Origin of the sequence: Streptomyces sp. NPDC096310, assembly GCF_044763125.1 — a bacterium.
Lineage (GTDB): Bacteria > Actinomycetota > Actinomycetes > Streptomycetales > Streptomycetaceae > Streptomyces.
The window spans coordinates 12,415-39,170 of the sequence record NZ_JBIWFO010000032.1; the positions used below are offsets into that span (position 1 = coordinate 12,415).

The 26,756-nt window shown below is 72.9% G+C and carries 17 protein-coding genes and 1 riboswitch; of the genes, 8 read left to right on the forward strand and 9 right to left on the reverse strand.

Going from position 1 to position 26,756, the window contains the following annotated elements; genetic code table 11:
- Positions 1 to 213: 213 nt before the first annotated feature.
- The 3 genes from ACIQ7D_RS34205 to ACIQ7D_RS34215 form a co-directional block, all read right to left on the reverse strand.
- Complete coding sequence (locus ACIQ7D_RS34205) at positions 214 to 5,187, reverse strand: DNA repair ATPase (RefSeq protein WP_403944628.1); 4,974 nt, start codon at positions 5,185 to 5,187, stop codon at positions 214 to 216.
- Positions 5,188 to 5,418: 231 nt separating this feature from the next.
- Positions 5,419 to 7,524, reverse strand: a complete 2,106-nt coding sequence (locus tag ACIQ7D_RS34210) for a flotillin family protein (RefSeq protein ID WP_403944550.1) — start codon at positions 7,522 to 7,524, stop codon at positions 5,419 to 5,421.
- A gap of 215 nt (positions 7,525 to 7,739) precedes the next feature.
- A complete protein-coding gene (locus tag ACIQ7D_RS34215) occupies positions 7,740 to 8,360 on the reverse strand; it encodes a hypothetical protein (RefSeq protein ID WP_403944552.1) in 621 nt (206 codons plus the stop codon).
- Positions 8,361 to 8,742: 382 nt separating this feature from the next.
- Here ACIQ7D_RS34215 and ACIQ7D_RS34220 point away from each other — a divergent pair, with 382 nt between their 5' ends.
- The gene (locus tag ACIQ7D_RS34220; RefSeq protein WP_403944554.1) at positions 8,743 to 10,014 is read left to right on the forward strand and encodes a nucleotide disphospho-sugar-binding domain-containing protein; all 1,272 of its coding nucleotides are present in this window, start codon (positions 8,743 to 8,745) and stop codon (positions 10,012 to 10,014) included.
- A 1,125-nt stretch (positions 10,015 to 11,139) separates the two neighbouring features.
- On the opposite strand, the gene ACIQ7D_RS34225 is transcribed toward ACIQ7D_RS34220, so the two are convergent.
- Positions 11,140 to 11,346: a helix-turn-helix domain-containing protein gene (locus ACIQ7D_RS34225; RefSeq protein ID WP_403944556.1), complete on the reverse strand. Its 207-nt coding sequence runs from the start codon at positions 11,344 to 11,346 to the stop codon at positions 11,140 to 11,142.
- A 506-nt stretch (positions 11,347 to 11,852) separates the two neighbouring features.
- On the opposite strand from ACIQ7D_RS34225, the gene ACIQ7D_RS34230 reads away from it, so the two are divergent.
- Positions 11,853 to 13,196, forward strand: a complete 1,344-nt coding sequence (locus ACIQ7D_RS34230) for a geranylgeranyl reductase family protein (RefSeq protein WP_403944558.1) — start codon at positions 11,853 to 11,855, stop codon at positions 13,194 to 13,196.
- A 36-nt stretch (positions 13,197 to 13,232) separates the two neighbouring features.
- Here the strand turns inward: ACIQ7D_RS34230 and ACIQ7D_RS34235 are convergent, their stop codons facing one another.
- From ACIQ7D_RS34235 to ACIQ7D_RS34245, 3 genes are read right to left on the reverse strand one after another with little or no spacing between them, the layout of a single operon-like run.
- Positions 13,233 to 14,372 (reverse strand): winged helix DNA-binding domain-containing protein, encoded by a 1,140-nt coding sequence (locus ACIQ7D_RS34235; protein WP_403944560.1) that lies wholly within the window; start codon positions 14,370 to 14,372, stop codon positions 13,233 to 13,235.
- Between the two features lie 7 nt (positions 14,373 to 14,379).
- Positions 14,380 to 15,288, reverse strand: a complete 909-nt coding sequence (locus tag ACIQ7D_RS34240) for a GntR family transcriptional regulator (protein WP_403944562.1) — start codon at positions 15,286 to 15,288, stop codon at positions 14,380 to 14,382.
- Complete coding sequence (locus tag ACIQ7D_RS34245) at positions 15,285 to 15,827, reverse strand: GntR family transcriptional regulator (RefSeq protein ID WP_403944565.1); 543 nt, start codon at positions 15,825 to 15,827, stop codon at positions 15,285 to 15,287. The genes ACIQ7D_RS34240 and ACIQ7D_RS34245 overlap by 4 nt, the downstream gene beginning before the upstream one ends.
- Positions 15,828 to 16,035: 208 nt before the next feature.
- On the opposite strand from ACIQ7D_RS34245, the gene ACIQ7D_RS34250 reads away from it, so the two are divergent.
- A complete protein-coding gene (locus ACIQ7D_RS34250) occupies positions 16,036 to 16,242 on the forward strand; it encodes a hypothetical protein (RefSeq protein WP_403944568.1) in 207 nt (68 codons plus the stop codon).
- A gap of 78 nt (positions 16,243 to 16,320) precedes the next feature.
- Positions 16,321 to 16,758 carry an ATP-binding protein gene (locus tag ACIQ7D_RS34255; protein WP_403944570.1) on the forward strand — a complete coding sequence of 146 codons (438 nt, stop codon included), beginning with the start codon at positions 16,321 to 16,323 and terminating at the stop codon, positions 16,756 to 16,758.
- Between the two features lie 354 nt (positions 16,759 to 17,112).
- Here the strand turns inward: ACIQ7D_RS34255 and cobN are convergent, their stop codons facing one another.
- On the reverse strand, positions 17,113 to 20,778 hold the full coding sequence (gene cobN, locus ACIQ7D_RS34260) for a cobaltochelatase subunit CobN (RefSeq protein WP_403944572.1): 3,666 nt from the start codon (positions 20,776 to 20,778) through the stop codon (positions 17,113 to 17,115).
- A 34-nt stretch (positions 20,779 to 20,812) separates the two neighbouring features.
- Positions 20,813 to 20,973: riboswitch (cobalamin riboswitch) on the reverse strand.
- 86 nt (positions 20,974 to 21,059) lie between these two features.
- On the opposite strand from cobN, the gene cobG reads away from it, so the two are divergent.
- The 3 genes from cobG to ACIQ7D_RS34275 are packed head-to-tail and all read left to right on the forward strand — an operon-like array spanning position 21,060 to position 24,735.
- The gene (gene cobG / locus ACIQ7D_RS34265; protein ID WP_403944574.1) at positions 21,060 to 22,448 is read left to right on the forward strand and encodes a precorrin-3B synthase; all 1,389 of its coding nucleotides are present in this window, start codon (positions 21,060 to 21,062) and stop codon (positions 22,446 to 22,448) included.
- A gap of 29 nt (positions 22,449 to 22,477) precedes the next feature.
- Positions 22,478 to 23,119 (forward strand): precorrin-8X methylmutase, encoded by a 642-nt coding sequence (locus tag ACIQ7D_RS34270; protein ID WP_403944577.1) that lies wholly within the window; start codon positions 22,478 to 22,480, stop codon positions 23,117 to 23,119.
- On the forward strand, positions 23,116 to 24,735 hold the full coding sequence (locus tag ACIQ7D_RS34275; protein ID WP_403944579.1) for a precorrin-2 C(20)-methyltransferase: 1,620 nt from the start codon (positions 23,116 to 23,118) through the stop codon (positions 24,733 to 24,735). Before ACIQ7D_RS34270 ends, ACIQ7D_RS34275 begins: the two co-directional genes overlap by 4 nt.
- On the opposite strand, the gene ACIQ7D_RS34280 is transcribed toward ACIQ7D_RS34275, so the two are convergent.
- A complete protein-coding gene (locus ACIQ7D_RS34280) occupies positions 24,642 to 25,466 on the reverse strand; it encodes a cobalt-precorrin-6A reductase (RefSeq protein WP_403944630.1) in 825 nt (274 codons plus the stop codon). The genes ACIQ7D_RS34275 and ACIQ7D_RS34280 overlap by 94 nt on opposite strands.
- A 17-nt stretch (positions 25,467 to 25,483) precedes the next feature.
- On the opposite strand from ACIQ7D_RS34280, the gene ACIQ7D_RS34285 reads away from it, so the two are divergent.
- Complete coding sequence (locus ACIQ7D_RS34285; protein WP_403944582.1) at positions 25,484 to 26,617, forward strand: cobalt-precorrin-5B (C(1))-methyltransferase; 1,134 nt, start codon at positions 25,484 to 25,486, stop codon at positions 26,615 to 26,617.
- Positions 26,618 to 26,756: the final 139 nt, after the last annotated feature.

Here is a 26,756-nt window from a genome sequence, read left to right on the forward strand (position 1 = left end):
GCTCGACACCCCTCAAACCGGGGGTTTCGTCGTATGTGGGGGGCCCAAACTTGTGGGGGGGGGGGGTTCCCCCGGCCCCCCCCCCCCCCCGCCCCCCGATCCCCCCTCTTCCCCCGGCCCGGTGCCCCCGCGCCCCCCGCACTCCCCCATACGCTCATCGGCTCATCCGACATGACACCGTGCTGCCAAGCGTCAACCTTCTCGCACGCTCCGTCAACAGGGCGTAGCCCCGCGTGATCGTTCCCGGGTGATCGCGGACTCCACCGCGCCCACCCGGTCCGCGAGCACCCCCAGCGCCGCGACCGCTCGCGCGAGGGGGTCGTCCGTCGGGGAGCCGAGCGCCGCCGACCGTACGAAGGCCGCTTTGACCGCCGCCCACCGGTCCGCCTGTTCCGCGTTCAACGTCCCGCGCAGCTCGCCGAGTTTGAGGAGGTTCGCCTCCGCGCCCGTCGTCAGGGTCTGGGCCTCGCCCGCGTAGTGGTCGGTGATGACGGCGGCCACCTCGGCGTCGTTCATCACCGCGTCCAGCCGGGCCACGATCTTGTTCATGTTCCGGTAGGAGCCCTGGAGCAGGAACGGCGGCTCCGTACGGGACGCCTCCGACCGCGCCGCCGACGCGATGTACGCCGCGTTGACCGCGAGGACCGTGGCGCGCGCCGTCAGCACATGGCGCAGGACGGCGAGGACGCGGTCCGACTCGGCCGGTGCGTACGGGTGGACCAGCCGGTCGGCCCGTGCCGTCGGGTCGCCCGCCGCCAGCCGTACGAAAAGGTCGAGGTCGGCCCGGTCGCGGGCGGCCAGCGGGGCCAGGACCGGGTGGGCGGTGAGGGCGTTCTCCACGAAGCTCAGCGCGAAGACGTCCTCCTTGCCCGTCAGCACCTCGCCCAGGTTCCAGACGTCGGCGCGGTTGGCGAGCATGTCCGGGATCCGGAAACGGTGGCCCGACTCGGTGTACGGATTGCCCGCCATGCACACCGCGAAGCGCTTCCCGCGCAGGTCGTACGTCCGTGTCCGCCCGTTCCGCACGCCCTCGATCCGGCGTTGACCGTCGCACAACGAGATGAACTGCTGGAGGAGTTCGGGCGAGGTGTGCTGGATGTCGTCCAGGTGGAGGAGGGTGTTGTTGCCGCACTCCAGCGCGAAGTTGATCTTCTCGACCTCCCGGCGCGCGGTCGCGTTCGGCGCCTGCTCCGGGTCGAGCGAGGTGACGGCGTGCCCCAGCGCCGGACCGTTGATCTTCACCAGAACCAGGCCGAGCCGGTCGGCGACGTACTCCATCAGCGTCGTCTTGCCGTACCCGGGCGGGGAGACGAGCAGCAGCAGGCCGTGCGAGTCGGTCCGCTTCGTCTCGCCCGCCGTGCCGAGCTGCTTGGCGAGGCTGTCCCCGATGAGCGGCAGATAGACCTCGTCGATGAGCCGGTTGCGCACGAACGACGACATGACGCGCGGCCGGTGGTCGTCCAGCCGCAGCCGGGCCCGCTCGGCGGCGACCAGGGCGCCGCGCCGGCGCTGGTACTCCCGGAAGCCGGGGGCCACGCCCTCGCGGAAGTCGGCGGTACGGGCGAGGAGTTCGTCGAGCCGGACGGTCAGTCGGCGGCGCGCGATCCTCGGATGGCTGCCGAGCAGCCCGTCGACGCGCTCGCCGAGCGGCGCCGCCGAGTCGTACCGGGAGAGGCCGGGGCAGAGTTCCACGGCAACGGCCTCCGCCAGGTCGCCCCGGGTCTCGCCTTCCTGACCTGCCGGGACGCTGCTCGACTCGACGTACGCCGTCAGCCAGTTCTCGACAATCTGGCGCCTCGTGTCAAGGTCCTCCTCACCCAGACCGTCGAGGTCGTCGGCGTACGCGGACGTCCCGGCCGCGCGGTGGAACGTGGCGAGCAGCGCCCGGGCCCCCGCGCCGGTGACAAAGCCGTCCGGGCCGCCGGTCAGCTCCTCGAAGAGGTACGCGGCGCTCAGCGGGCCGCCGCCGTACGGGGCCATGACTCCGGCCAGTTCGGCCTGGAGCGCCGCGATCGCGGGCGCCAGTCCGAAGGCCGCGCGGGCCCGTGCCATCGAGACCGCCCGCCGCGTCCAGACGTCGCGCGCCTCCTTCGTCGTGCCGTGCGCCCAGAAGAGCTGCGCCGCGGCGCGGGCCCCGGGCGGGAAGCGCAGCAGTCCGGCCCCGGCGCGCAGCCGCAGCAGGGCGCCGAGGATCAGCGTGGCGTCGTGGTCGTGGACGCCCCGCTCGTACCCCTCGTCGTACGCCGCTTCCGCCGCCTTCCGCACGAAGGCCGCCAGTTGGTCCTCCTCCGGCAGCCCCTGCGGGCCGTGCTCGGCCAGCAGCCGGGCCGCCAGGTACTCGCCCCGGTAGACGTCCGCCGACTCCGAGGGCAGGGCCTGCGTCCAGTAGGCGCGGGTGGCCGCGAACTCCGGGTCGGTGACGGGCGCGCGGTAGTCGGTCCCGGTGAGGGCGAAGGCCGGCCCCGCGCCTTCAGGGCCCGCGCCGTCCCGCCCGTCCGGTGCGAGGGTCAGCTCCAGCGGCTGGGTGTTCACCTCGAAGCGGTGGCGCCCCAGACGGATCAGGGCGCCGCCGTCCGCGTACAGGTCGGCCCGGTCGCGCAGGGCGCGCGCCGCCTCCTGGCGTGCGGCCTTGAGCCGTCCCTCCAGCTCGCCCGCCCGTACGCTGTCGCCGAGTTCCCGCAGCTCCGCCGCCGTACGGCGGACCTTCGCCGCCATCGGTTCCGAGGCGAAGTACCTGCTGATCGCGTCCGCCGAGCCGAGCGTCGCGGCCCGGCGGGCGATGGTCTCCAGCACTCGGTGCGCGGAGCCGGCCAGCCGCTCGGCCCGGCGGGCCCGCGCGTCCTGGAGGCTCTGCTTGCGGGCCGCGAAGGCGTCGTACACCTCGGTGCGCCGGGCGGCCAGCGCCGTGAGGAAGTCGTCGGACTCCGCGAACCGCGCCTCCAGGTCCTCCAGCCGCAGCAGCAGCGCCGCCACCTGCTCGTCGCAGGCGTCGGGGGTGTCGGCCACGGCCATCGCACCGGTGACCGCCTGCCCCAACAGGGCGTTCTCGGCGGCGAATTCGGCCCGGCCCTCGTGGTCGAGCAGTTCCCGGCGGCGCGCGTCGAGCGTGGCACGGGCGGCGTTGACGCCGGCCAGCACCCCGGCGATCCGCTCCAGGATGGACGTACGGACGGTGGCGTCGCCGATCTCCAGCCCGGCCACGACCTCGGTGACGGTCCGCAGCCCGGCGGCCAGTTCGTCCAGGCGCGCGGTGAGGGGCGCCGCCTCCGCGACGGTGGCGAGGGCGTCGCCCTCGGCCGTCAGCCGCCCGATGTCCTCGTGGTAACCGGCGAAGGCGTCCGCGCCCCGCAGGAACCCCACCGCGCGCTGGGCGAACGACGTGACGTCACCGGCCAGTTCCGCCGCGAGGGCGTCCACCGCCCCGGTGTCGGCGTACCGCCGCTCCTTGAGGGTCAGCACATGCCCGTGGGCGTCGCGGAGTTCGGTGAGCCGGTCCACCCATCCGGCGGCCGTGCGCGGAACTTCGCCGCGCGCCCGGCGCACCAGCGCGGCGCTCCCGGCGGCGGACTCCGCGAACGCCTCGGCCGCCTGGCGGGTCAGCGTCGTCACGGTCTCGAACTCGGCCAGCACCTGCCCGGCGGTGTCCCGCACCCCGGTCAGCGGCTCGCGCAGATCACCCACGTCCGGGTCGCCCAGCCAGTGGTACGCGTCGGTGGCGCGCACACAGGCGGCGCGCAGCGCCCCGTACACCTCGGCGGTGGTGGCGAGGGGGTCGGCGGCGGAGCGGGCCAGCGAGAGGCAGTCGGAGAGGCCGCGCACCAGATCGGCGTTGCCGATGCGCGCGAGCGGCCCCTCCCCTGCGGGGGTCGCGGCGGCGTACGTGTCGGAGACGAACGGCGAGCGCCAGACCTGGACCGCGTGGACCCGCGCGGCCTCCTCGCTCTCCCCCGCCGTCGCCGGGGCGGAGCGCAGGGTGACCAGGGTGCCGTCCTCGAAGAGCGCGTGGCCGCGGCAGGGCAGCGGGGCGGCGACCTCCTCACGTATCAGGTTGTACGGGAGCAGCAGGCCGCGGCCCCGTGCCCGGTCGTGGAACGCGTACAGCACGTCCTCGCCGTTCGGGGCGCGCACCTCGCGCTCGAACTCCATGCCCTCGGTGTCGAGTTCGAAGGTCTTGTGGACACCGGTGGCGAGCACATGGCCGCCGGGGAAGATGATCCCCTGGTCCTCGGGGAGCCGCCGGCACGCCTGCCCGAGGGAGTCGAGCCGCAGAGCCGTCCGGGTGGCGAGGTGGACGACGAGATGGCGCCGGGCCTCCTCCTTGTACGGGCGGACACGCAGCAGGATCAGGGCGCCGGCCCGCGCGTACTCGATCTCGGCGTCGGCGAGCGACTGGAGCGGTTCGGTGACCGGCTCGGTGTACAGCGTCTCGTCGGACCCGCTGTCGGCCCCGCTGTCGCCCCCGGCCCTGACGGTGAGGGCGCCGCCGACGGTCGAGACATGCAACCGGCCACCGTCGACGGCGACATACGGGTGGCGGCCGGGGACCTGGTCCTCGCGGGTGGTCGCCGTCCAGGTGAAGTCATGGGCGGGCGGCCGGACATGGTCGCGCTCGCCGCGCGCGTCGAGGAACTCGACGGCGGCGCCGGCGCCTTCGGCGGAGAGCGCCCAGCGCAGCACGCGGATGTCGTCGGCGCTCTCGCCGGTCTGGAAGACGGCGAGCAGCCGGCCGTCGGCGCACCGCAGCCGGCGCAGCCGGGCGTCCCGGAAGTAGCGGTACAGCTCCGCGAACTCCCGTACGAAGCGCGGGTCGTCGAGCAGCCCGGGGACGGCGTCGCGCGGCAGCCGGTTCAGCTCGCGGTCGTACAGCGCGAGGACGTCCTCGACATCGACCGGCACCCCGGGGCCGCCGCCCGGCCGCCCGTGGTGGCCGAGGAGCAACGCGCCGCCGACGGCGACAAGGTCGCGGGGGACGCTGGGCCGCTCGGTGCGCAGGTGCTCGGTGCCGGTGAGGGCCAGCTCCGTGGAGCCGAACGCCTCGACGCGGCGGGAGTTCAACGCCTCGGCCCGGCGGGCCAGCTCCCGGGCCTGGGCACCGAGCCGGTCACGCAGCACCTCGTACGTACCGGCGTCCACGGCGTGCGTACCGGAGCCCGCTCCGTCAGTTCCGGCGTGCGCGGCGGCGCGCATCCCGGCGTGCGCGGTGGCGGTACCGGCGTCCGCGCCCGTGCCCGTACCGGCGTCGGTGCCCGTGCCGGTGCCCGTGCCCGCGTCGGTCCTGGCCTCGGTTTCCATCGGACTCACTTCTCACTCTCCCCGCGCTTCATGCTTCTTCCGTACGCACGCGTTGCGGCGCGCGGATCCGGATCCACCGACCCCCGTGCGGCAGCTCCGGACCCGCGCGCTCCCGAGACCGGGGTCTCAGGCCGTGACCGCGCCGTTCAGGGCACCGTTCGGTGCGCCGTTCAGCGCGGAGAGCGGAGTGTCGGAGAGGCCCAGCCGCTCGACCTGCTCCAGCAGCCGGCCGAGCTGTCCGGACTGTGCGCCGCCGCCGGACTTCATCAGCTGCATCAGCAGCGCCGACACCGTCAGGTTCTGCACATCGGCCGTCGAGACCGAGCCGAGGATCCGCGTCAGGTCCTCCGGGAAGCTGGCCGTACCGTCCAGCCAGGGCTTGCCGAGCGCCTGCGCGGTCTCCGAGTGCTGGACGAAGCCGTCCACGCTCTTGCCGAGCGAGATCGACGACACGAGCCGGTCGAAGAAGACGGAGTCACCGCCGACGATGTTGATGTCGGCGTTCTCCAGTCCGGTGGCGAGGATCGTGGCCTGTGCCTCCGCGACCTGCCGCTGGGCGTCCAGGCCCGCGAGCCGGATCTCCTTGTCGGCGGCCAGCCGCAGCCGGTACTCCTCGTGGCTGCGGGACGCGTCGTCCAGCGCGGCCATCGCCGCCGCCTTCTCCGTGAGCCCCGCCGCCTCGGCCTTCAGCTTCTCGCCGATCATCGCGGCGTCCGCCGTGGCCTGCGCCCGCGCGCCCTCGGCCGCCGCGAGGGCCTTCAGCCGGGTGCCCTCCGCCTCGGCGCGCAGCCGTGCCTCGGTGGCGCCGGCCTCCGCGAGGCCCGCCTTCTCGATGACGTCCGCCTCCTTGTCGCGGACCTGGACCGCCGCGAGCCCGGGCGCCGCGGTCTCGGCCTGGACGCCCTCCGCGAGCCGCAGCTTGGCCTGCGAGTCGAGATCGGCCGCCTTCAGCCGCGCCTCGGCGAGGGTGAGCTGCTCGGCCGCGTGGTGGCGGGCGGCGACCTCGGCCGCCTCGGCGGCCTTGATGTCCTTGACCAGCCTCTCCTGGGCCTCCGCCTCGGCGGCGATGATCACCGACTGGCGGGTGCGCTCGGCCTCCTCGACGATCCGGAGCTTCTTGATCGACTCCTCCTGCTCGGCGACCGTACGGTCCACGGCGATCCGCTCACGGATGACGTCGGCCATCTCACGGCGCTCCGCCTCGACCTCCTTGTCCTTGGAGATACGGCTCAGCTCGGTCTCCCGCTCGCGTCCGATGACCTCCAGGACACGGTCCTTCTCGATGCGCTCGTTCTCGACGGCGATGACCCGCTCGCGGTTCTTCTGCGCCACGGCGATCTCCCGCGCCTGGTTCTCGCGCTGCACGCCGAGCTGTTCCTCCGTACGCAGAAACGCGGTCTGCGCGCCCAGCCGCTCCTCCTCCTGCACCTTGGCCGTCGCGGCCTCCTCGCGGGCGCGCAGCGTCTCGACCTCGCGGTGCTGCTTGATCTCGGCCTCGGCCTGGCGGCGTTCCAGCTCCAGGATGGTCTCCCGGGCGTCGACGTTCTGCCGGGTGATCTCCTTCTGCTCCGTACGCTGGAACTCGTTGGTACGGACGTGCTCGACGGCGGTCAGCTCGGTGATCTTGCGGATGCCCTGGGCGTCGAGGATGTTCGCCCCGTCGAGCTGGGTCATCGGGGTCTGCTCAAGGAAGTCGATGGCGGCGTCGTCGAGGTGGTAGCCGTTGAGGTCCGTGCCGATGACGCGGATGATCCGGTCCCGGAACTCCTCGCGCTTGGTGTAAAGGTCGACGAAGTCGAGCTGCTTGCCGACCGTCTTCAGCGCCTCGGAGAACTTCGCGGCGAAGAACTCCTGGACGGCGACCTTGTCGCTGGCCCGCTCCGTACCGATCGCCTGGGCGACCTTGATGACGTCCTCGACGGTCTTGTTGACGCGTACGAAGAACGAGATGTGGATGTCGGCGCGGATGTTGTCCTGGCAGATCAGGCCTTCGCGGCCGGTTCTGCGGATCTCGATGATCTTCACCGAGATGTCCATGTACTCGGCCTTGTGGAGCACCGGCAGGACGACGGCGCCGGTGAAGGTCACGTCGACCTTCTTGGTCTTGGAGATGATCAGCGCGCGGCCCTGCTCCACCTTGCGGAAGAGCCGGCTGACCACCAGGAACAGTGCGATGGCGACGAGCAGGACGACGGCGACGAGCACGCCGAGGCCCAGGGAGATGGCATCCATGAGGAGTCCTCGAAAGAGTGCGAGCGTGGTGACGGTGGTGGCGGCGGTGGCGGCCCGGGGCGCCGGAGGGGGGGCACGGCGCCCGGACCGGAAGACGGTGGCGGTCAGAGCCTGTCGGGCAGCAGCAGGGCTCTGACCGGCAGGAGAACAGGGCGTGTCGGACTGGGACCGGGCCTGCCGGCGGGGACGGGCGCTGCCGATACGTTGAGGGGCTGTCAGGCGGGGGAACGCGGGTCGAGCGCCGGGTCGTACGGGGCGACCCAGAAGAACTCGCCCTCGGCGTCGAACGCGTACAGCAGTCCCGTGGACCCGGCGGCGAGCGCCGCGTCCGCGTCCGGGCCGGCCCGCCTGACCTGGACGAGCGCGGTCGAACCGTCGTCCGCGGCGACCTCGGCCTGACCGAAGTCGGCGGAGACGGAGCCGGTACGGATCGTGCAGGTCAGCCCGATGAAGTCCAGCCGGGACGGCGGCGCCTGTTCAGGCACGAGGTCACGCAATCGGCGTACGAGGAGCCGGGTGACACCCCAGGCGATCAGCACGGCCCCGACGAGCACGGCGCCCGACCCGAGCGTACGGGCGGCGCCGGGCTCCACGGAACGGCGCACCAGCACCGACCCGGCGAGGCTCGCGAACCAGGCCGTGGCGATCAGCACCGACACGGGCACGGCGACCGGGACTCCTCCGAGCCCGGCGGCTTCGGTGGTCAACCGTACGGAGAAGGAGTCGTGCTCGGCCGCGCCGGCGATGACCAGCAGCCAGAAACCGACGACGACGAGCAGGGCGGCGCCGAAGAGCACGGCGGGAAAACCGAGGGCGGCGCCGTAGAACTCGTTCATCCGTCCCCACCCCCCAGGTGTCCGTAGCCATGTCAGCACCCGACACCGCAACACACTTCCGTGTCCCGGCACCGGGGCCTGACCCCCGCTTGCGCTGTGCCCATTCTGACCGGCGGAGACATGGGTACGCATTGCCGGATCCCGGCAATCTTCATGTTTCCTTAATGCCGGGCACGGACCATGGGCGCCAACAGGCGGCATGGCCAACGGACTCGACGAGGCGGCCGTCCGTCGCCTGCCGCGCGCGGCCGGAACCGGTGTGGCCCGGCGTGCGCGGTCACCACACTCACAGCCACACCAGCCCGTTCAGGCAAGGAAGTTGAGGAACCGTCAGGTGGCCTGTTCCTCACGGGAGTTGTCCAAGAATCAGAGAAGGCCGACCATGGCAAAGATCATCGTCGCGGCCCTGCCCATCACCGGCGAACTGGCACCGCTCCTGCAACTCGCCCGGGGGCTCGCCGGGCGCGGCCACCAGATCACGGTGGTCACCGGCAGCCGCTTCCGCGCGGACGCCGAGAACGCCGGCCTCGCCTTCACGCCGGTCACCGGGGCGGCCGACTTCGACGACCGCCTCCTGGACCGTGACCCCGAGCGCCTGAAGCTCACCCCCGGGCCGGAGATGCTCAACTACGACTGGAAGCACGCCTTCGTCGCCCCCATACCCGACCAGTACGCCGTCCTTCAGCGCCTGCTGGAGCAGGACCCCGACCAGTACCTGATCAGCAACGCCCTGTGGCTCGGAGCGCTCCCCACCGCGCTGGGCGCACCCGGTCTCCGGCCCCGCCGCTGGGTCGCGGTGACGGCGGTCCCGCTCGCCCTCAGCAGCGACGACACGACCTTCTTCGGCCCGGTGCCGGTCGAGCCAGGCGGCGACCAGAAGGCCGCCAACCGGGCCGCGAACGAGCAGTTCGCCATGATGATGCAGCCGGCCCAGGACCGCCTCACGGAGGTCCTGAACTCCCTGAACGTCACGCAGCAGTTCCCGCCCTTCGTGGACGCCACTTTCACCGCCCCTGACGTCACCGCCGCACTGACCGTGCCCGGCTTCGAGTTCGAGCGCGGCGACGCCCCGGACTCACTGCACCTGGTCGGCATCCTGCCCGCCCGCAGCGCCCCCGACTGGGAGCCCCCGGCCTGGTGGGCGGAGCTGGACGGTTCGCGCCCGGTCGTGGTCGTGACCCAGGGAACTCCCGCCAACGGCGACCTGTCCCAGCTCGTCGAACCCACCCTGACCGGCCTGGCCGACCTGGACGTCACCGTCGTGGCCGCCCTCGGCCGCGAGACCGACGCCCTGTCCATCCCGGTCCCGCCCAACGCCCGGGTCGCCGAGTTCATCCCGTTCGACGCGCTGCTGCCGAAGGCCGACCTGTACATCACGAACGGCGGCTCCGGCGGCACCCATCAGGCGATCGCGGCCGGCGTACCGGTCATCGTCGCGGGTCTCACCGAGGACAAGCCCGCCAACGCCGCGCGGGTCGCCTACCACGGCCTCGGCATCAACCTGGAGACCGCCACACCCACCCCGGAAGCGGTGGCGGCCGCAGCCCAACTGGCCCTCAAGGGCACCGACATGCGCGACAGGGTACGGAAGCTCGCACCGGTGTACGCCGCACACGCCACGCTCGGCGAGATCGAACGGCTGACCCTCGACTGATACGACCCGGCCGGGCCGGGTCGGGCCGGGCAGGCCCAGCCGGGTCGGGCCGCAGCGGCAGGCCGCCGGGGGTGCCCGGAGGTCCTCTTGGGCGCCGCAGGTCCGCCCCCTCCCTGATCCGGTCGATCGCGGCTCCGGGGGGCGCGCGTCAACGGCGCTGCTGTGTCGCTGGGGTCCGTTGCAGACTGCGGGGCCGGTTCGCCCTGCGGGGCACGCGGCAGTGGTGTGGGGTGGCCCGGCTTTCGTCAAGCGTCCGCCCACCGGATGCCGGCCCGGGCTCATGCCCCGCTGGTCACCCGCCGTGAGTGGAGAGGCCAGGTGACCACGGGGCGGGTGTGACATGTGGGGCGGGGGTGGTGCTCAGAGGGGGTGCATGGACCGAAAGTCCCGCATAGCAGAGCTTTCGGTCCGCACGAGTGGAAGAGCGGGCACCCAACCCCCTGCCAGATAGGGCAAAGCGGGGCATAGTGCATGCTTTTCGGGTGAGGAAGCGCCTGATCGGGACTCCCGGCACCCACCGCCCCAGCTCCGTCAAGACACCCAGCTCCCTCAGGCCCGGCCAGGCTCAGCCAGGTCAGGCCCCATCACTCACCCCCGAGCCCCACCCACGGCGAATGACCAGCGGGGCATGAAGCCCAGCACACGGCCGGTCGACGGACGCTTGACGAAAGCCGTCACCACCCCACTCCACGACCGCGCGCCCCGCAGGGCGAACCGGCCCGCCAGCCTGCAACCCACCGAAGGCACAGCGCAGTTCCCCAGTGGACCCTTCCCCCCCGCCCCCTCCCGAAAAAGCTCTCCCAGCGGCGCAAGGGTGCGGGTCAAGGGTGGAGCGCAGCGACATCGGCGAAGCCGACGCGACGAAGGAGCGCCCTTGACGCGCACCCTGGAGCCGCGACCATCAGAGCTGGAGGGGGCGGACCGCCCGCCACCACACACCCCCGGCCCACCCCGACAGGCACACGGTGCCCTCAACAGCTCGGTGCCGAGTAGCAGGCGCCCTGGCCGACGCCGCCACAGGCGACGAGGCCAACGGCCCAAGTCACCAGTCCTTGGCCGCCGCCAGGAAGGTGTCCCACTGGGCGGGGGATCAGTACGGTCTGCCACTCACGGATGAACGTCGCGTCATCCTCCAGTGAGATGTGGTCGCGGTAACCACCCGTACCGGTCCAGCAGGAGCAGGACCTCCGCAGGCCTTGCCGTGGTGATCCCGTCCTCCATTCGACTGATCTTGGATCTCGATCCGTGGATGAACTCCGCCGCCTGTGCCTGGTCGAACCCCGCGCCGACCCTGTGCCGCTGCATCTTGCGGCCGAACCGCCCGCTGCGCACGGTCGGCTTTCCACCTGCGGGCGTCTTGTCGCCTCCCCCTCCACTCGCGCCCAAGTCTGTCCCTCCGGGGCCCGCTGGTGAGCCGTCAAACGATAGAGGTCATCGTGCACCTGCGCATAAATGAAGAGTGGCGAAAATGGCTCGACTCACCCCACCCTCGGCGACGAACCGTTGTCCCTAACCACACAGCGCAACATCAACCATGCGTCAGCCTGGGGGTAAAGCCATGCCCACAACCCTTTTCGCGGAGCCCTTTTGCGACACCTTCCGCATCCCGAAACGCAAGAAGCACGTGCCGGGCGGCCGGGGTGACCCTGGTGAAGAGGGTTCCGCGCCGCGTCTTCCGGCGACGATGGACCCGGTCGCGACTTCCGGGGCCGAGTCCGCCGGCCCAAGAGGCCTTGTTCCGCACCGGCTCATCCTGACCCATGATGACGTGCAGGGGTGACGACTCCGGTGCGGCGGCCTCGGTGTGCGGCGGCGATCCGGCCAAGAGGGGGTTCCTGGTGAGTGAGTCGAGGAAGACAGAGGCCGAGGTAATCGTGGTGGGCGCGGGGCCGGCCGGCTCGTCCGCCGCCTTTCACCTGGCCAAGGCGGGCGTCGATGTGCTGCTTCTGGAGAAGTCCCACTTCCCCCGGGAGAAGGTGTGCGGAGACGGTCTGACCCCCCGGGCGGTGCACCAGCTGATCCGGATGGGGATCGACATCAACGCCCCGGGGTGGATGCGGTCACGCGGTATGCGCTGGGTGGCCGGGAGCTACCAGGTCCATATCGAGTGGCCCAGCTTGGGGAGTTACCCCGATTTCGGTCTCTCGCGCAGTCGGCACGACTTCGACGACATCCTGGCCCAGCACGCGGCAGCCGCCGGAGCACGGCTGCGCAACGGTGTGAAGGTGACCCATCCCGTGCTCGACCGCGCCGGCCGCGTCACCGGTGTCAGCGGTGTCGGCGTGCCGGCCGGGACGAAGGGGCCGAAGGAGCCGAAGGAAGCGGGAGGGCCGAAGGAAGCGGAAGAGCCGACGGTCTACCGCGCGCCGATCGTCATCGCCGCCGACGGCGCCTCGGCCCGGCTCGCCCTCGCCCTGGGGCTGCAACGGGACAAGAACCGGCAGATCGCGACGGCCGCCCGTCGTTACTACCGCAGCCCGGAGCGTTCCCGGGAGGAGTACCTGGAGCTGTGGGCCGACCTCCGCTTCCCCGGGACGGACCGCTATCTGCCCGGATACGGCTGGATCTTCCCGATGGGCGACGGCAGGGTCAATGTGGGGCTCGGCGCGCTGCCGCACCGCCGGTACGGAAAGGTCGAGCTGCGCACCGCCCTGGACCAGTGGCTGGCCCGTACCCCTGACGCATGGGGACTGCGCGAGGAGAACGCCGAGGGCCCCGTGCGGAGCGCGGCGCTGCCCATGGGCTTCAACCGCCATCCGCTGTACGCCCGGGGGCTCCTCCTGGTGGGCGACTCGGGGGGCATGATCAGCCCCTGGAACGGCGAGGGCATTGCCCAGGCCCTGGAGGCCGGCGAGGTCGCGGCCGGGAGCGCCGCGCTCGCCCTGGCCCTTCCCCAGGGGCCGAAGCGGGAACGTGTCCTGCTCAATTACCCCGTGGAGATGAACCGCCGCTGGGGGCGCTACTACCGCCTCGGCAACACCGCAGCCGACCTCGTCTTCAGCCGGTCGGGCTTCCAACCGGTCCTCAACCGCTATGTCCTGGGCTCGCCTTTCCTGCTCAAGGCCCTGGCCAGGCTACTCACCGACCTCACCGACAAGCCTTCGCGCGACACGATCGACCATCTGGTCAATACGGCGGTCCGCCTCGTCCCGGCGCCACCGGTCCGACGCCGGGCCCGGTGACGGAGCCGGGCAGCCCGGTCAGCCCGGTCAGCCCGGTCAGCCCTTGACGATCACGCTCTCGACGCCCGGAAGCCCCTTGTCCCACCAGTGCCCGTAGCGCCGGTAGACGGCCGGATCGCGGGCGGCGAGCAGCGCGGACAGCTTCTCCGCCTCCTCGGTCAGGCCCTGCCACGCCGCCCGGTCGAGCCGGTGGAAGGCGGTCAGTTCCACCCCGCCCGCGACCGCGCGCCACACTCCGGCGACCTGTCCGTCGACGAGCAGGCAGGGCAGCATGTCGCCGTTGCGCCGGACAACCAGGGGCCGGTACGCCGGGGGCAGGACCCGCCCGGGGACGGCGTGGGCCAGCAGCGTGCTGTCCCACATCGGCAGCAGCCTCGGCGGCGCCGGGGTGTCCTCGGCGGGCACGGTCGCGCCCGCCACGTCGAACAGGGCGGCACGACCCGGGCCGGCCACCCGCACCACCTGGTCGCCGAGCGCGTGCAGCGCCTCGGTGATCACCGCGCGCCCGAGCAGGGTGAACCGGGCGAAGTCCTGCGCCGACGCGGGCCCGAACGCCCGCAGGTAGCCGAGCAGCAGCCGCCGCGCCCCCGCCGCCGCGTCCGGTGGTGTGGCCCCGGGCGCCGTGGTGGAGGCGAGGTAGGCGTTCGGCAGGGTGAACGACCAGGGGCCGCCGGTCGGCGCGTGATGTATCGGCGCGTACGTGCGCAGCGCCCACCACACCCGGTGCGCGTGCTCGCCGAACCGCCCCGTGACGTCCTTCTCCACCTCGGCACCCGTGCGGGGCAGCGCCAAGTAGGCGGAGAGCCGCGGGAGCAGCGCGTCGGCGTCGGTACGGGTCAGTTCCGTCGAGGTGAAGCGCCGGTCGTGGAGCCGCGCCGACCGCAGCGTGCCCAACATGGCGGCGTGGTAGGGCGCGTAGTCCTCGGCGTGGACGGCGTGCAGCGTGATCCGCAGGAGGGTCGCCTTCACGATCCGGCGGTCCGCGAACGCCGCGTCGAGATCCTCCGGCGCGAAATCCAGCACGCGGTTCCACAGCGCCAGATACGGTGACGCGGCCGTCTGCGCCTGAATCGCGCACACCCGGCGGACGGCCTCCGCCACGTCGAGGCGCCTGCGTTCGAGCAGGAGTTGACGGTCCAGGGTGGCCAGGGCGAGCTGTCGCGCGGTGAGGCTCATGGCCGGATTATGCCGCCCCTGCCCCTCTGCCGGCCGGGGCGCGCCCGGCTTGCTCACCAGCCGGCCCGGACGCTCCCTGGTGGCCGACGTCCGAGGGGTCCGAGGCTCGCGCGGCAGCCGTAAGCGGATCCGGAGTGAACTCGTATCGCAGCTCGTGCAGATGTCCCGCCTTGACCATCACCGTGGCTTCGAGCACCCGTTCGTCGTCGCCGTAGACCACCCGCAGCGTCCGCAGCACCGGGAGGTCACCGGGCAGGCGGAGGACCTCGTACTGCTCCCGCGTGGGGACCCGGGCGGAGACATGGTCGACGGCGAGCCGGGGTGGATGGCCGAGTTCGGTGAGGAGCGTGGGCGTGCCGCCCTGGATCCGGCGGCGTTCCATCAGCGCGGTGCCCCGGGCTATGTTCAGCGGGTAATAGGAGTGGACCAGTTCCACCGGCTCCTCGCCCAGAACGAGCACCTGGCGACGGACCAGCGCCGTACCGTCCTCGGGGAGCCGGAGCGCCACCGCCACGTCTGCGGGCGGTACGGCCTCGCCGACGTCGAGGAGTTGGCTGCGGGCTTCTCCGCCGGGTCCGCCACGTTCGGCGATCTCGGCGAGCCACGGAAACGGCTCCCCGGCCCCGGCCGCCGCGAGGGATGTGGCGGGGCGGACGGTCCGCTGCCGATGCTCCCGTACGGTCACGGCCGCCCCCGGCCGGCCGACGACCAGCCGTTCGCCCTTGAGGAGCTGCAGCGCCTTCTGCACGGTGGCGTTCGAGGCGCCGAATCGCTCTTTCAGCCGCACGGTGGACGGCAGGCCGGCTCCCGGTGCGAGTTCTCCGGCCATGATCTCGTCCCGCAGGTCCGCGGCGATCCGTTCATGCAGGGACCGGCGGTCGTAGGTGCTCTCTTCGGTCCGGTCCACGGTGGTCATCCGATCCTGATCTCATAGCGCAGCCGTCGACGGTGTGCGGGCATGGTCATCCGGTCCACCTGGATGGGGCGGTCCTCACGGTCGAAAGTGACCCGGGTCAGGCAGAGTACGGGCTGGCCCTGCTCGATGCCGAGGGCTTCACCCTCTTCGCGGTCGGGCATCCGGGCAGTCACATCTTCCTGGACGCGGATCCCGATGTGGCCCAACTCGGCGAGCAGAGTGACCGCCCCACCGGGGATCTTCGCCGTTCCGGCGAGACGGGTGCCGCGCGCGATGGACGCGGGGTAGTACGTGTCGGTCAGCTCGTACGGCTGGTTCTCCAGGTACATCACCCGCCTCCGGACCACGACAGCGTCTCCCACGGAGAGCCCGAGCAGTCCGGCCACCTCGTCCGCCGCCGGGATCTCATCCGCTCCGACGATCCGCTGTCCGCCCCGACGCCCCCGCGCGGCCAGTTCCGCGCCCCACGCGTCGGGCCTGCCCGCGCCCGGCGGTGTCAGATACGGCATCGAGGTGCTCACCCACTCGTCGGCGCTCATGACGTCCTCCTGCTTTCTGTGCCGTTGACGCGGTGACGGCCTCACTGCCGTACACCGTAGGTGAGTTGCCGCGCAGGCACCCCCAGAGCTTACATTGCCGCTTTTCGCGAAAGGCAGTACGGTGCTCACGTTCGCGCAACGCCGCGCAGACGGCGCGGCGTTGCGCGAGCAGAGGGAACCCCGGCGACGGCGGTAGGCGTCCCGGGGCATGCCCAACCCCGTGGCTTGCCGCTCGGTGGTGGTCTTCGTGCTGGGCTGCCTGCACGGGCCGGACGGCAACCACCTCGCACTGCTGCAGCCCCACACCCGCACCGAGTTCGAGCGGTGGGAACGCGCCCGGCAGCATCGACGGCGGTTGCGGCGCAGGGCGTGGTGGCTGAGTACGTGCGGCGCTCGTCGCCCGGAGGTCTGCTGATGTCGTACACCCAGGATCAAAACAGCGGCACCGTCGTGCTGCGCTGGAAGTCACCCCAGTTGCGTCGGGCTCGCACGGTTGGAGTTGCGTAAGACGCTCGCCGGCTGGACGCTGGGTGCCCTGGAGGACTCGGCGACGCTGGTCCTGTCGGAGCTTGTCGCCAACTCCGTACGCCACGCGCACGTGCCGCCGGGGCGGGAGATCGAAACGCGGTTCCTGCTGATTCCTCCCGGGGGTAGAAAGACTGAAGGCGTGCGGCTTGAGGTGCACGACGCCTCCTCCGCGCTGCCGCGGTCACGGCAGATCACCCCTGACGCGGCCTGCGGCCGGGGACTGCACCTGGTTGAAGCGCTCGCCGATCAATGGGGCGTCGACGCGCGCGCCGGAGTGGGGAAGCTGGTCTGGGCGGTGCTGCGCCTTCCGGATACGCACCGCCCGGCCGGCGGTGGAGCGGGCGGCAGGGCGGCACATGACCTCCGACCGGCGGACCACGGCCGGACGCGCACGGACCGGTGACCGGGGACGCCCGGCGAAGTAGGCCCTCCGAAGGGCGACTTCGGGTTCTCGCTGCGCTCCGGCGCTGGGCGTCCGGTATGACGCGCGACCGCGACGGGCGCTGCCCCTGGGGCTGCTGCCGTCCGAACGCCATGCCGCACCCGCGTCCCGGACCCGTCCACCGGAGAACGTGATCCGTTTCTGCCTGTTACGGAGGGACGGACGAAGGCGGCGGCCGGGTGCTCCTCGTACCCGGCCGCCTCGGCAGCCTTCAGCAACCACTGTCGGAGATTTGACGGGGGACGACGTTCCTGATCCGCCGGATGGTCATGCCCCCGGCCGAGGCGGGCTCCCCGAGCCGAGGCACGCGCCCCCTCAGTCCTCCTCGCCCTCCAGCTCCCCCTCCGTCTCCAGGAACACCTTCCGCAGCGCGTCCAGCACCCCCGGGTCCGGCTTCTCCCACATGCCGCGGGACTCCGCCTCCAGCAGGCGTTCCGCGATGCCGTGCAGGGCCCAGGGGTTGGCCTCCTGGAGGAACTGGCGGTTCTCCGGGTCCAGGACGTAGGTCTCGGTCAGCTTGTCGTACATCCAGTCGGCGACGACGCCCGTCGTCGCGTCGTACCCGAAGAGGTAGTCGACCGTCGCGGCCAGTTCGAACGCGCCCTTGTAGCCATGGCGGCGCATCGCCTCGATCCAGCGCGGGTTGACCACGCGGGCGCGGAAGACGCGGGACGTCTCCTCGACCAGGGTGCGGGTGCGGACGGTCTCCGGGCGGGTCGAGTCGCCGATGTACGCCTCGGGGGCCGTGCCCTTCAGGGCGCGTACGGTGGCGACCATGCCGCCGTGGTACTGGAAGTAGTCGTCCGAGTCCGCGATGTCGTGCTCGCGCGTGTCGGTGTTCTTCGCGGCCACCGCGATGCGCTTGTACGCGGTCTCCATCTCGCCGCGCGCCGGGCGCCCGTCGAGTTCGCGGCCGTACGCGTAGCCGCCCCACACCGTGTAGACCTCGGCGAGGTCCGCGTCCGTACGCCAGTCGCGGCTGTCGATGAGCTGGAGGATGCCCGCGCCGTACGTGCCGGGCCGGGAGCCGAAGATACGGGTCGTGGCGCGCCGTTCGTCGCCGTGTTCGGCCAGGTCGGCCTGGGCGTGGGCGCGGACGAAGTTGGACTCGGCGGGCTCGTCCAGCGCGGCGACGAGCCGTACGGCGTCGTCCAGCAGCCCGATCGCGTGCGGGATCGCGTCCCGGAAGAAGCCGCTGATGCGCAGGGTGACATCGATACGGGGGCGGGCGAGTTCCGCCAGGGGCACCGGTTCCAGGCCCGTGACCCGGCGTGAGGCGTCGTCCCAGACGGGCCGGACGCCCAGCAGCGCGAGGGCTTCCGCGATGTCGTCGCCCGAGGTGCGCATCGCGCTCGTACCCCAGAGGGAGAGCCCGACGGAGGTCGGCCAGTCGCCGTTGTCGGTGCGGTAGCGGGTGAGGAGGGAGTCCGCGAGCGCCTGTCCGGTCTCCCAGGCGAGGCGGCTCGGTACGGCCTTCGGGTCGACGGAGTAGAAGTTGCGGCCGGTCGGCAGGACGTTGACCAGGCCGCGCAGCGGGGAGCCGGACGGGCCCGCAGGGACGAAGCCGCCGCTCAGGGCGTGGACGACATGCTCGATCTCGTCGACCGTGCCGGCCAGGCGCGGGACGACCTCACGGGCCGCGAAGGCGAGGATGTCCGCCACCGGGCCGGGAAGACCGGCGGCCACGGAGGACACCGCCGCCGGGTCCCAGTCCGCGTCCTCCATCGCCTGGACGAGCGCGCGGGCCCGCTCCTCCGCGTCGTCGGCGGCGGTGCGGGTGGCGGCCGACTCGTCGAGGCCGAGGGCTTCGCGCAGTCCTGGCAGGGACGACGTACCGCCCCAGATCTGCCGGGCGCGGAGGATGGCGAGGACGAGGTTGACGCGGGCCTCGCCGGCCGGGGCGCCGCCGAGGACATGGAGTCCGTCGCGGATCTGCGCGTCCTTGACCTCGCAGAGCCAGCCGTCGACGTGCAGCAGGAAGTCGTCGAACCCGTCGTCTTCGGGGCGCGCTTCGAGCCCGAGGTCGTGGTCGAGCTTGGCGGCCTGGATCAGCGTCCAGATCTGGGCGCGGATCGCGGGCAGCTTGGCCGGGTCCATGGAGGAGATCGCCGCGTACTCGTCGAGCAGTTGCTCCAGGCGCGCGATGTCGCCGTACGACTCGGCGCGCGCCATCGGCGGTACGAGGTGGTCCACGAGCGTGGCGTGCACGCGCCGCTTCGCCTGTGTGCCCTCGCCCGGGTCGTTGACGAGGAACGGGTAGATCAGCGGCAGGTCACCGAGCGCGGCGTCCGGCGCGCAGGACGCGGACATCCCGGCGTTCTTGCCGGGCAGCCACTCCAGGTTGCCGTGCTTGCCCAGGTGGATCATGGCGTCGGCGCCGAAACCGCCGTCGTGCTCGGCCGCCTGGATCCAGCGGTACGCGGCCAGGTAGTGGTGCGAGGGCGGCAGATCGGGGTCGTGGTAGATCGCGATCGGATTCTCGCCGAAGCCGCGCGGCGGCTGGATGAGGATCAGCAGATTGCCGCGCCGCAGGGCGGCGAGCACGATGTCGCCGTCCGGGTCGCCGCCCGCGCCGACGCGGCTGCGGTCGAGGAACATCTCGCCGGGCGGCGGCCCCCAGTGCCGCTCGACGGAGGCCCGCAGACCGGCGGGGAGCAGTTCGTACCAGCGCCGGTAGTCGGCCGCCGGTATACGGACGGGGTTGCGGGCGAGCTGCTCCTCGGTGAGCCATTCCTGGTCGTGGCCGCCCGCGTCGATGAGCGCGCGGATCAGCTCGTCGCCGTCGCCGGACTCCAGACCGGGCACGGGCTCGTCCGCCTCCGTACCGAAGTCGTATCCCTCGGCGACCAGCCGGCGCAGCAGCGCGACGGCGCTGGCGGGGGTGTCGAGGCCGACGGCGTTGCCGATGCGGGAGTGCTTGGTGGGGTACGCGGAGAGGACCAGCGCGACGCGCTTCTCGGCGTTCGTACGGTGGGCGAGCGAGGCGTGGCGTACGGCGATCCCGGCGACGCGCGCGGCCCGCTCGGGGTCGGGTACGTAGGCGGGCAGTCCGTCCTCGTCGATCTCCTTGAAGGAGAACGGGACGGTGATCAGCCGGCCGTCGAACTCCGGTACGGCGACCTGCGAGGCCGCGTCGAGCGGCGTCAGCCCCTCGTCGCTCTCCTCCCAGGCAGCGCGGCTGCTGGTGAGGCAGAGGGCCTGGAGGATCGGTACGTCGAGTGCGGCGAGCGCGCCCGCGTCCCACGCCTCGTCGTCGCCGCCCGCCGACGCCTGGGCGGGCTTGGTGCCCCCGGCGGCGAGCACGGTGGTGACGATGGCATGCGCCTCGCCGAGGGCGGCCAGCAGCTCCGGCTCGGGGGCGCGCAGGGACGAGACGAAGAGCGGCAGGGGCCGGGCCCCGGCGTCCTCGATCGCCGAGCACAGCGTCTCGACGAAGGCGGTGTTGCCGCTCATGTGGTGCGCGCGGTAGTAGAGGACCGCGACGGTCGGGGCCACCTCGGCCACGGAATGGCCTGGCCGGCCGAAGCGCGGCGGCCTGACCTTGCGCTCCAGCCGTCCCCAGGTGGGCGCGGCGGCGGGCGGCTCGAAGCCGTGGCCGGTCAGCAGGACGGTGTCGGAGAGGAACCGCGCGAGCTGGTCCAGGTTGGCGGGCCCGCCGTGGGCGAGATAGGCGTGCGCCTCGGCGGCGATCCCGATGGGGACGGTGGACGCCTCCATGAGCTGTGCGTCGGGCGCCTGTTCGCCGGTGAGGACGACGACGGGGATGTCCCGGGCGAGGAGGGCGTCGATGCCGTCCTGCCAGGCGCGCAGACCGCCGAGGAGCCGTACGACGACGAGGTCGGCGCCCTCCAGCAGCGCGGGCAGTTCGTCGAGCGCGAGCCGGGCCGGGTTGGCGAACCGGTACGGGACCGGGCCGTCCGCCGCGTTGGCGGCGCGGGCGCTGAGCAGATCGGTGTCGGACGTCGACAGGAGCAGAAGCATGCGGCGTCTGGCCTTCCTCGGGGTCCGCGCCCCGGGCGGGTGTGGAGGACGGCGGGAGTTCCTGGCTCACCCGACGGCCGGAGCTGTCGGGTTCACAGTGGCGGGACCGCGCCGGGTTCGCACCGGGCTTCCTCCCCATGACGCCGTCACTGGCGTGTGACGGGCCTGACGGGCCCGCCGTCTGCATAGTAAGTGCTGAGGTCACGGGCGGGGGAGGGCGCCTCGTCGGGGCGGCGGACGAGGAGGGGGCGGGCGGGGGCCACGTGGGTATGCTCGCGGCCATGCCGCCCACCTCGCCAACACCCGTGAACCGGGACGAAGCCGCCGCGCGCGCTCCGGTCGGGGGCGCGGTGCGCGATGTCGTACGGGAACGGGGTGACGCCTGCCCCGGCGCGCTGCGGCTGCACCGTGCCGACGACGGGTTCCTGGCCAGACTCCGGCTGCCCGCAGGGCTGTTGACGCACCGTCAGGCGCTCGCCCTGGCGGATGCGGCGGAGCGTCTGGGCGACGGTCGTCTGGACCTCACGTCCCGGGGCAATGTCCAGCTCCGGGGGCTCGGCGCGAGCTGCGGCGGTGAGCTGGCGGCGCTGCTGCACGAGGCGGATCTGCTGCCGTCGGAGGAGCACGAGCGGGTCCGGAACATCGTCGCCTCACCGCTGGCCGGACTCGACGGACTCGGCGCCGGGGACGTGCCGTCGTGGGCCCGGCGGCTGGACGGGCTGCTGTGCGCGAGCGAGGCGGCGGCGGAGCTTTCCGGGCGCTTCCTGTTCGCGCTGGACGACGGCCGGGGCGATGTGGCGACGCTGGGCGCGGATGTGACGTTGCTCGCACGGCGGGACGGCACGGCAACGGTACAGATCGGTATGAATCACCCGCCGTTCGGAGACCAGCCGGTACGGGCGGTACGCGTCCCGGCCGCCGACGCCCCGCGCGCGGCCCTGCTGGCGGCGGAGACCTTCCGCACGGCGGCGGAGGCGAGCGGCACGGGCGCCTGGCGCGTACGGGACTTGCCCGCCGTGGTGGCCCGCGGGCTGCCCGCCGCGGTGACGGAGCGCCTGACGGCGGCCGGGATCACGGTCCTGACAGGGGACTTGGCGGGAGTCCCGACGGGGGACTCGGCGGGGGACCTGACGGGGGATGCGGAGGAGACGCGGGAGGGCGCACGGGTGCCCGTCCCCGGGCTGATCCCCTCCCCCGACGGGACGGTCGCGCTCTCCGCGTACCCCCGGCTGGGGCGGCTGAGCGTGGCGCAGTGGCGGCATCTGCTGTACGGGGGCGGCGGCCTGCGGCTGACTCCCTGGCGCGGGGTGATCGTTCCCGGCCTGGCCCCGGACGACGCCGCCGGTCTCCTCGGGCGCCTCCGTACCGCCGGCCTGGTCACCGAGCCCGGCTCCCCCTGGCTCGGTGTCGGCGCCTGCACCGGGCGGCCCGGGTGCGCCAAGGCGCTCGCGGACGTACGGGCGGACGCCGCCGCGTCCGTGACCACCGCCCCCGCCGCGGACCTGGATCAGGACAGTGACCGGCACAGCGACCGGACCGGGCTGCCCGTGTACTGGTCGGGGTGCGCGCGGCGCTGCGGTCATCCGCAGGGCGAACGGGTGGACATGGTCGCGACCGGCGAGGGCCGCTACACCGTCTCCGTACACACGCGGGACGGGACGAGAACGTGAAGACAACGCAGTCGTGACGACGTGACGAGATGAGCGAGACCACAGTGTTCGACTATGAGAAGGACGGCGCGGCGATATACCGCCAGTCGTTCGCCACGATCCGTGCCGAGGCGGACCTCGCCGGGCTGCCCGCCGATGTCTCCCAGGTCGCGGTGCGGATGATCCACGCCTGCGGCATGGTCGACCTCGTGCGCGACCTGGCCTTCACCCCCGGCGTGGTGGCCCGCGCCCGCGAGGCGCTGCGCGCGGGCGCGCCGATCCTGTGCGATGTGCGGATGGTCGCGAGCGGGGTCACGCGCAAGCGGCTGCCCGCCGGCAACGACGTGGTCTGCACGCTCTCCGACCCGGCCGTGCCCGCCCTCGCCGCCGAGCTGGGGACGACGCGCAGCGCCGCCGCCCTGGAGCTGTGGCGGGACCGGCTGGACGGCGCGGTCGTCGCCGTCGGCAACGCGCCGACCGCGCTCTTCCGGCTGCTGGAGATGGTCGAGGCGGGCGCGCCGCGCCCGGCGGCCGTCATCGGCGTCCCGGTGGGCTTCATCGGCGCGGCGGAGTCCAAGGACGCGCTGGCCGAGCACCCCTTGGCCCTTGAACACCTGGTCGTACGGGGACGGCGCGGCGGCAGCGCCCTCGCCGCCGCGGCCGTCAACGCGATCGCGAGCGAAGTGGAATGACCGACAACACCAGCCTCCGCATGGGCCGTCTGTACGGCGTCGGCCTCGGCCCCGGCGACCCGTCCCTGATGACCGTACGGGCGGTGCAGGTCATCGCCGAGGCGGACGTGATCGCGTACCACAGCGCCCGCCACGGCCGCTCCATCGCGCGCTCCATAGCCGCCGCGCACCTGCGCGCCGACCATATCGAGGAGCCGCTGGTCTACCCGGTCACCACCGGCACCACCGACCATCCGGGCGGCTACCAGGGCGCGATGGACGAGTTCTACGCGGAGTCCGCCGCCCGGCTCGCCGTCCATCTCGACGCCGGGCGCACGGTCGCGGTGCTCGCGGAGGGCGATCCGCTCTTCTACGGCTCGTACATGCACATGCACAAGCGGCTGGCCGACCGCTATCCGACCGAGGTGATCCCCGGGGTGACATCGGTCAGCGCCGCCGCGGCCCGGCTCGGCGCCCCGCTCGTCGAGGGCGAGGAGGTGCTGACGGTGCTGCCGGGCACCCTGCCCGAGGAGGAGCTGACGGCGCGGCTGGCCTCGGCGGACTCGGCGGTCGTGATGAAGCTGGGCAGGACGTTCCCGGCCGTACGGCGGTCGATCGAGCGGGCGGGACGGCTGGCGGACGCGCGGTACGTGGAGCGCGCGACGATGAGCGGGGAGCGCACGGGCACGCTGGCGGACATGGACCCGGAGTCGGTGCCGTACTTCTCGGTGGCGGTGCTGCCGAGCCGGGTGGGCCGCGTCCAGGCGCCGTCCGGTCAGGCCGACCACACCCCCTCCTCCGGTGAGGTGGTGGTCGTGGGAACGGGCCCGGCGGGCCCGCTGTGGCTCACGCCCGAGACACGCGGGGCGCTGGCCTCCGCCGAGGATCTGGTCGGCTACACCACCTATCTGGACCGCGTTCCGGTCCGCCCGGGGCAGCGGCGCCACGGCTCCGACAACAAGGTGGAGTCGGAGCGCGCCGAGTTCGCCCTCGACCTGGCGCGGCGGGGCCGCCGTGTGGCCGTCGTCTCGGGCGGCGACCCGGGCGTCTTCGCGATGGCCACGGCCGTTCTGGAGGTCGCGTCGGCCGACCCGTACCGGGCGATACCCGTACGGGTGCTCCCGGGCGTGACCGCCGCCAACGCCGCCGCCGCGCGCGCCGGCGCACCCCTCGGCCACGACTACGCCGTGCTCTCGCTCTCCGACCGCCTCAAGCCGTGGGAGGTCATCGCGGAACGGCTGCGCGCGGCAGCGGCGGCGGACCTGGTGCTCGCGCTCTACAACCCGGGCTCCGCCGTCCGCAACTGGCAGGTCGGCAAGGCCCGCGAACTGCTGCTGGAGCACCGCGCCCCGGACACCCCGGTCGTGCTGGGCCGCGATGTGGGCGGGTCGGCGGAGAGCGTACGGATCGTACGGCTGGCGGAGCTGGACCCGGCACAGGTGGACATGCGGACGATCCTGATCGTCGGCTCCTCGCAGACGGTGACGGTACGGCGGGGAGCCGGCGAGGGCGGCGGAGAGGAGATCGTCTGGACGCCCAGACGCTATCCGGAGCCTTCCGCCCCCTCGGAGTCTCCCTCGAAGCCTCTTTCGGAACCTCTTTCGGAACCCTCCCCGGAATCCCCCGCCGCGAAGTGAGCCACCCACGCCACCGCGTCCTCGACGGTCTCCGCGACGGCCACCCCCTCCGGGACGGGCGGCCGTCGCACCACCACGACCGGAATCCCCGCCTCCCGGGCGGCGGTGAGCTTGGGCGCGGTGGCCGCGCCGCCGCTGTCCTTGGTGACGACGACGTCGATCCGGTGCCGGCGCAGAATGTCCCGCTCCCCGTCGAGCGTGAACGGGCCCCGGTCGAGCAGGGTCTCCGTACGGGCGGGGTACGGCGGTTCCGGGGCGTCCACGGATCGTACGAGGAACCAGTGGCCGTCGAGCTCCGGCCCCGCGAAGGCGGCGAGCCCCATCCGCCCGGTGGTGAGGAAGACCCGGCGGGACCCGCCGAGCCTGCGCAGCGCCTCGGCGGCCTCCTCCAGCGAACCGGCCGTAAGCCAGTCGTCGCCCGGCACGGGCGCCCAGGAGGGGCGGCGCAGCGCCAGCAGCGGGATATGGGCGGTGGCGGCGGCGCGGGCCGCGTTCCGGCTGATGGTCGCGGCGAAGGGGTGGGTGGCGTCGACGAGCGCGTCCACACGGTGCTCCCGCAGCCAGCGCGCCAGCCCCTCGGCCCCGCCGAACCCGCCGACGCGCACCTCGCCCGGCGGCGGTACGGGCCGGGCGACGCGCCCGGCGAGGGACGTCGTCACACGCGCCCGGGGGTGGAGCAGTTCCGCGAGGCGCCGCGACTCGGTGGTCCCCCCGAGGATCAGCACATGCAAGGGCAACGGTTCTCTCCATGACTGAAGACGGCACGGGTACGGGCGCGGGCGCGGGCGGGCGCAGCGCCCAACTCAAGCACACCGGTCTGCGCTCCGGCTGGACGACCGGCGCCTGCGCGACAGCGGCGACGACGGCCGCGTACACCGCCCTGCTGACCGGCGATTTCCCCGACCCGGTGACGATCACGCTGCCGAAGGGCCAGACCCCGGCGTTCGCGCTGGCCACGGAGGAACGGTCCGCCGGGGCGGCCACGGTGGGTGTGGTCAAGGACGCGGGCGACGACCCGGACGTCACGCACGGCGCCCTGGTCCGCGCGACGGTGCGGCTGCTCCCGCCGGGCGCGGGCGTCGTCTTCCGGGCGGGCCCCGGCGTGGGTACGGTGACGCGCCCCGGGCTGCCCCTGGAGGTCGGCGAACCGGCGATCAACCCGGTGCCGCGTCAGCTCATGCGGGCGCATGTGGCGGAGGTGGCGGGGCGGTACGGCGGCACGGGCGACGTGGAGATCACGGTCTCCGTGGACGACGGCGAGGAGATCGCCCGCTCGACGTGGAACCCGCGCCTGGGCATCCTGGGCGGCCTGTCCATCCTCGGCACGACGGGGGTGGTCGTCCCGTACTCCTGCTCGGCGTGGATCGACTCGATCCGGCGGGGTGTGGACGTGGCGCGCGCGGCGGGCCGTACGCATGTGGCGGGCTGTACGGGCTCGACCTCGGAGAAGACGGTCCTGGCCGTCCACGGTCTGCCGGAGGACGCGCTGCTGGACATGGGCGACTTCGCGGGGGCGGTCCTCAAGTACATCCGCCGCCACCCGGTCGACCGCCTCACCCTCTGCGGCGGTTTCGCGAAGCTCTCGAAACTGGCGGCGGGCCATCTCGACCTGCACTCGGCCCGCTCCCAGGTGAACAAGGCGTTCCTGGCGGAACTGGCCACGGCGGCCGGCGCGAACGCGGCACTGGCCGCCCGGGTCGCGGAGGCCAACACGGGCCTGGAGGCGCTGCGCCTGTGCGAGGCGCGGGGCGTGGCACTGGGCGACGCGGTGGCGGTACGGGCCAGGACGGAGGCGCTGGCGGTGCTGCGGGGGGCGCCGGTGGCGGTGGATGTGATCTGCATCGACCGGGCGGGGGCCGTGGTGGGGCGCAGCGAGCGGTGAGGGCGCACGGCCCATCGACCGCGCCGGGCTCGTCGAAGGGCGGGTGGACCGTCAAGACCTAGGCATTTATTGACTATTTAATGAACGTTTCTTTGCCTTCGCCACCATGACGCACAGATGGCTGCCCGGCAGGCCGTCT

Bases quoted from the DNA above. Each gene is read 5' to 3' on its own strand.
- ACIQ7D_RS34245 (WP_403944565.1), bottom strand. From the start codon at position 15,827: ATGAGCGCCGACGAGTGGGTGAGCACCTCGATGCCGTATCTGACACCG.
- ACIQ7D_RS34220 (WP_403944554.1), top strand. From the start codon at position 8,743: ATGGCAAAGATCATCGTCGCGGCCCTGCCCATCACCGGCGAACTGGCA.
- ACIQ7D_RS34240 (WP_403944562.1), bottom strand. From the start codon at position 15,288: ATGACCACCGTGGACCGGACCGAAGAGAGCACCTACGACCGCCGGTCC.
- ACIQ7D_RS34210 (WP_403944550.1), bottom strand. From the start codon at position 7,524: ATGGATGCCATCTCCCTGGGCCTCGGCGTGCTCGTCGCCGTCGTCCTG.
- ACIQ7D_RS34285 (WP_403944582.1), top strand. From the start codon at position 25,484: ATGACTGAAGACGGCACGGGTACGGGCGCGGGCGCGGGCGGGCGCAGC.
- cobG (WP_403944574.1), top strand. From the start codon at position 21,060: ATGCCGCCCACCTCGCCAACACCCGTGAACCGGGACGAAGCCGCCGCG.
- ACIQ7D_RS34270 (WP_403944577.1), top strand. From the start codon at position 22,478: ATGAGCGAGACCACAGTGTTCGACTATGAGAAGGACGGCGCGGCGATA.
- ACIQ7D_RS34235 (WP_403944560.1), bottom strand. From the start codon at position 14,372: ATGAGCCTCACCGCGCGACAGCTCGCCCTGGCCACCCTGGACCGTCAA.
- ACIQ7D_RS34250 (WP_403944568.1), top strand. From the start codon at position 16,036: ATGCCCAACCCCGTGGCTTGCCGCTCGGTGGTGGTCTTCGTGCTGGGC.
- ACIQ7D_RS34275 (WP_403944579.1), top strand. From the start codon at position 23,116: ATGACCGACAACACCAGCCTCCGCATGGGCCGTCTGTACGGCGTCGGC.
- ACIQ7D_RS34205 (WP_403944628.1), bottom strand. From the start codon at position 5,187: ATGCGCGCCGCCGCGCACGCCGGAACTGACGGAGCGGGCTCCGGTACG.
- ACIQ7D_RS34215 (WP_403944552.1), bottom strand. From the start codon at position 8,360: ATGAACGAGTTCTACGGCGCCGCCCTCGGTTTTCCCGCCGTGCTCTTC.
- cobN (WP_403944572.1), bottom strand. From the start codon at position 20,778: ATGCTTCTGCTCCTGTCGACGTCCGACACCGATCTGCTCAGCGCCCGC.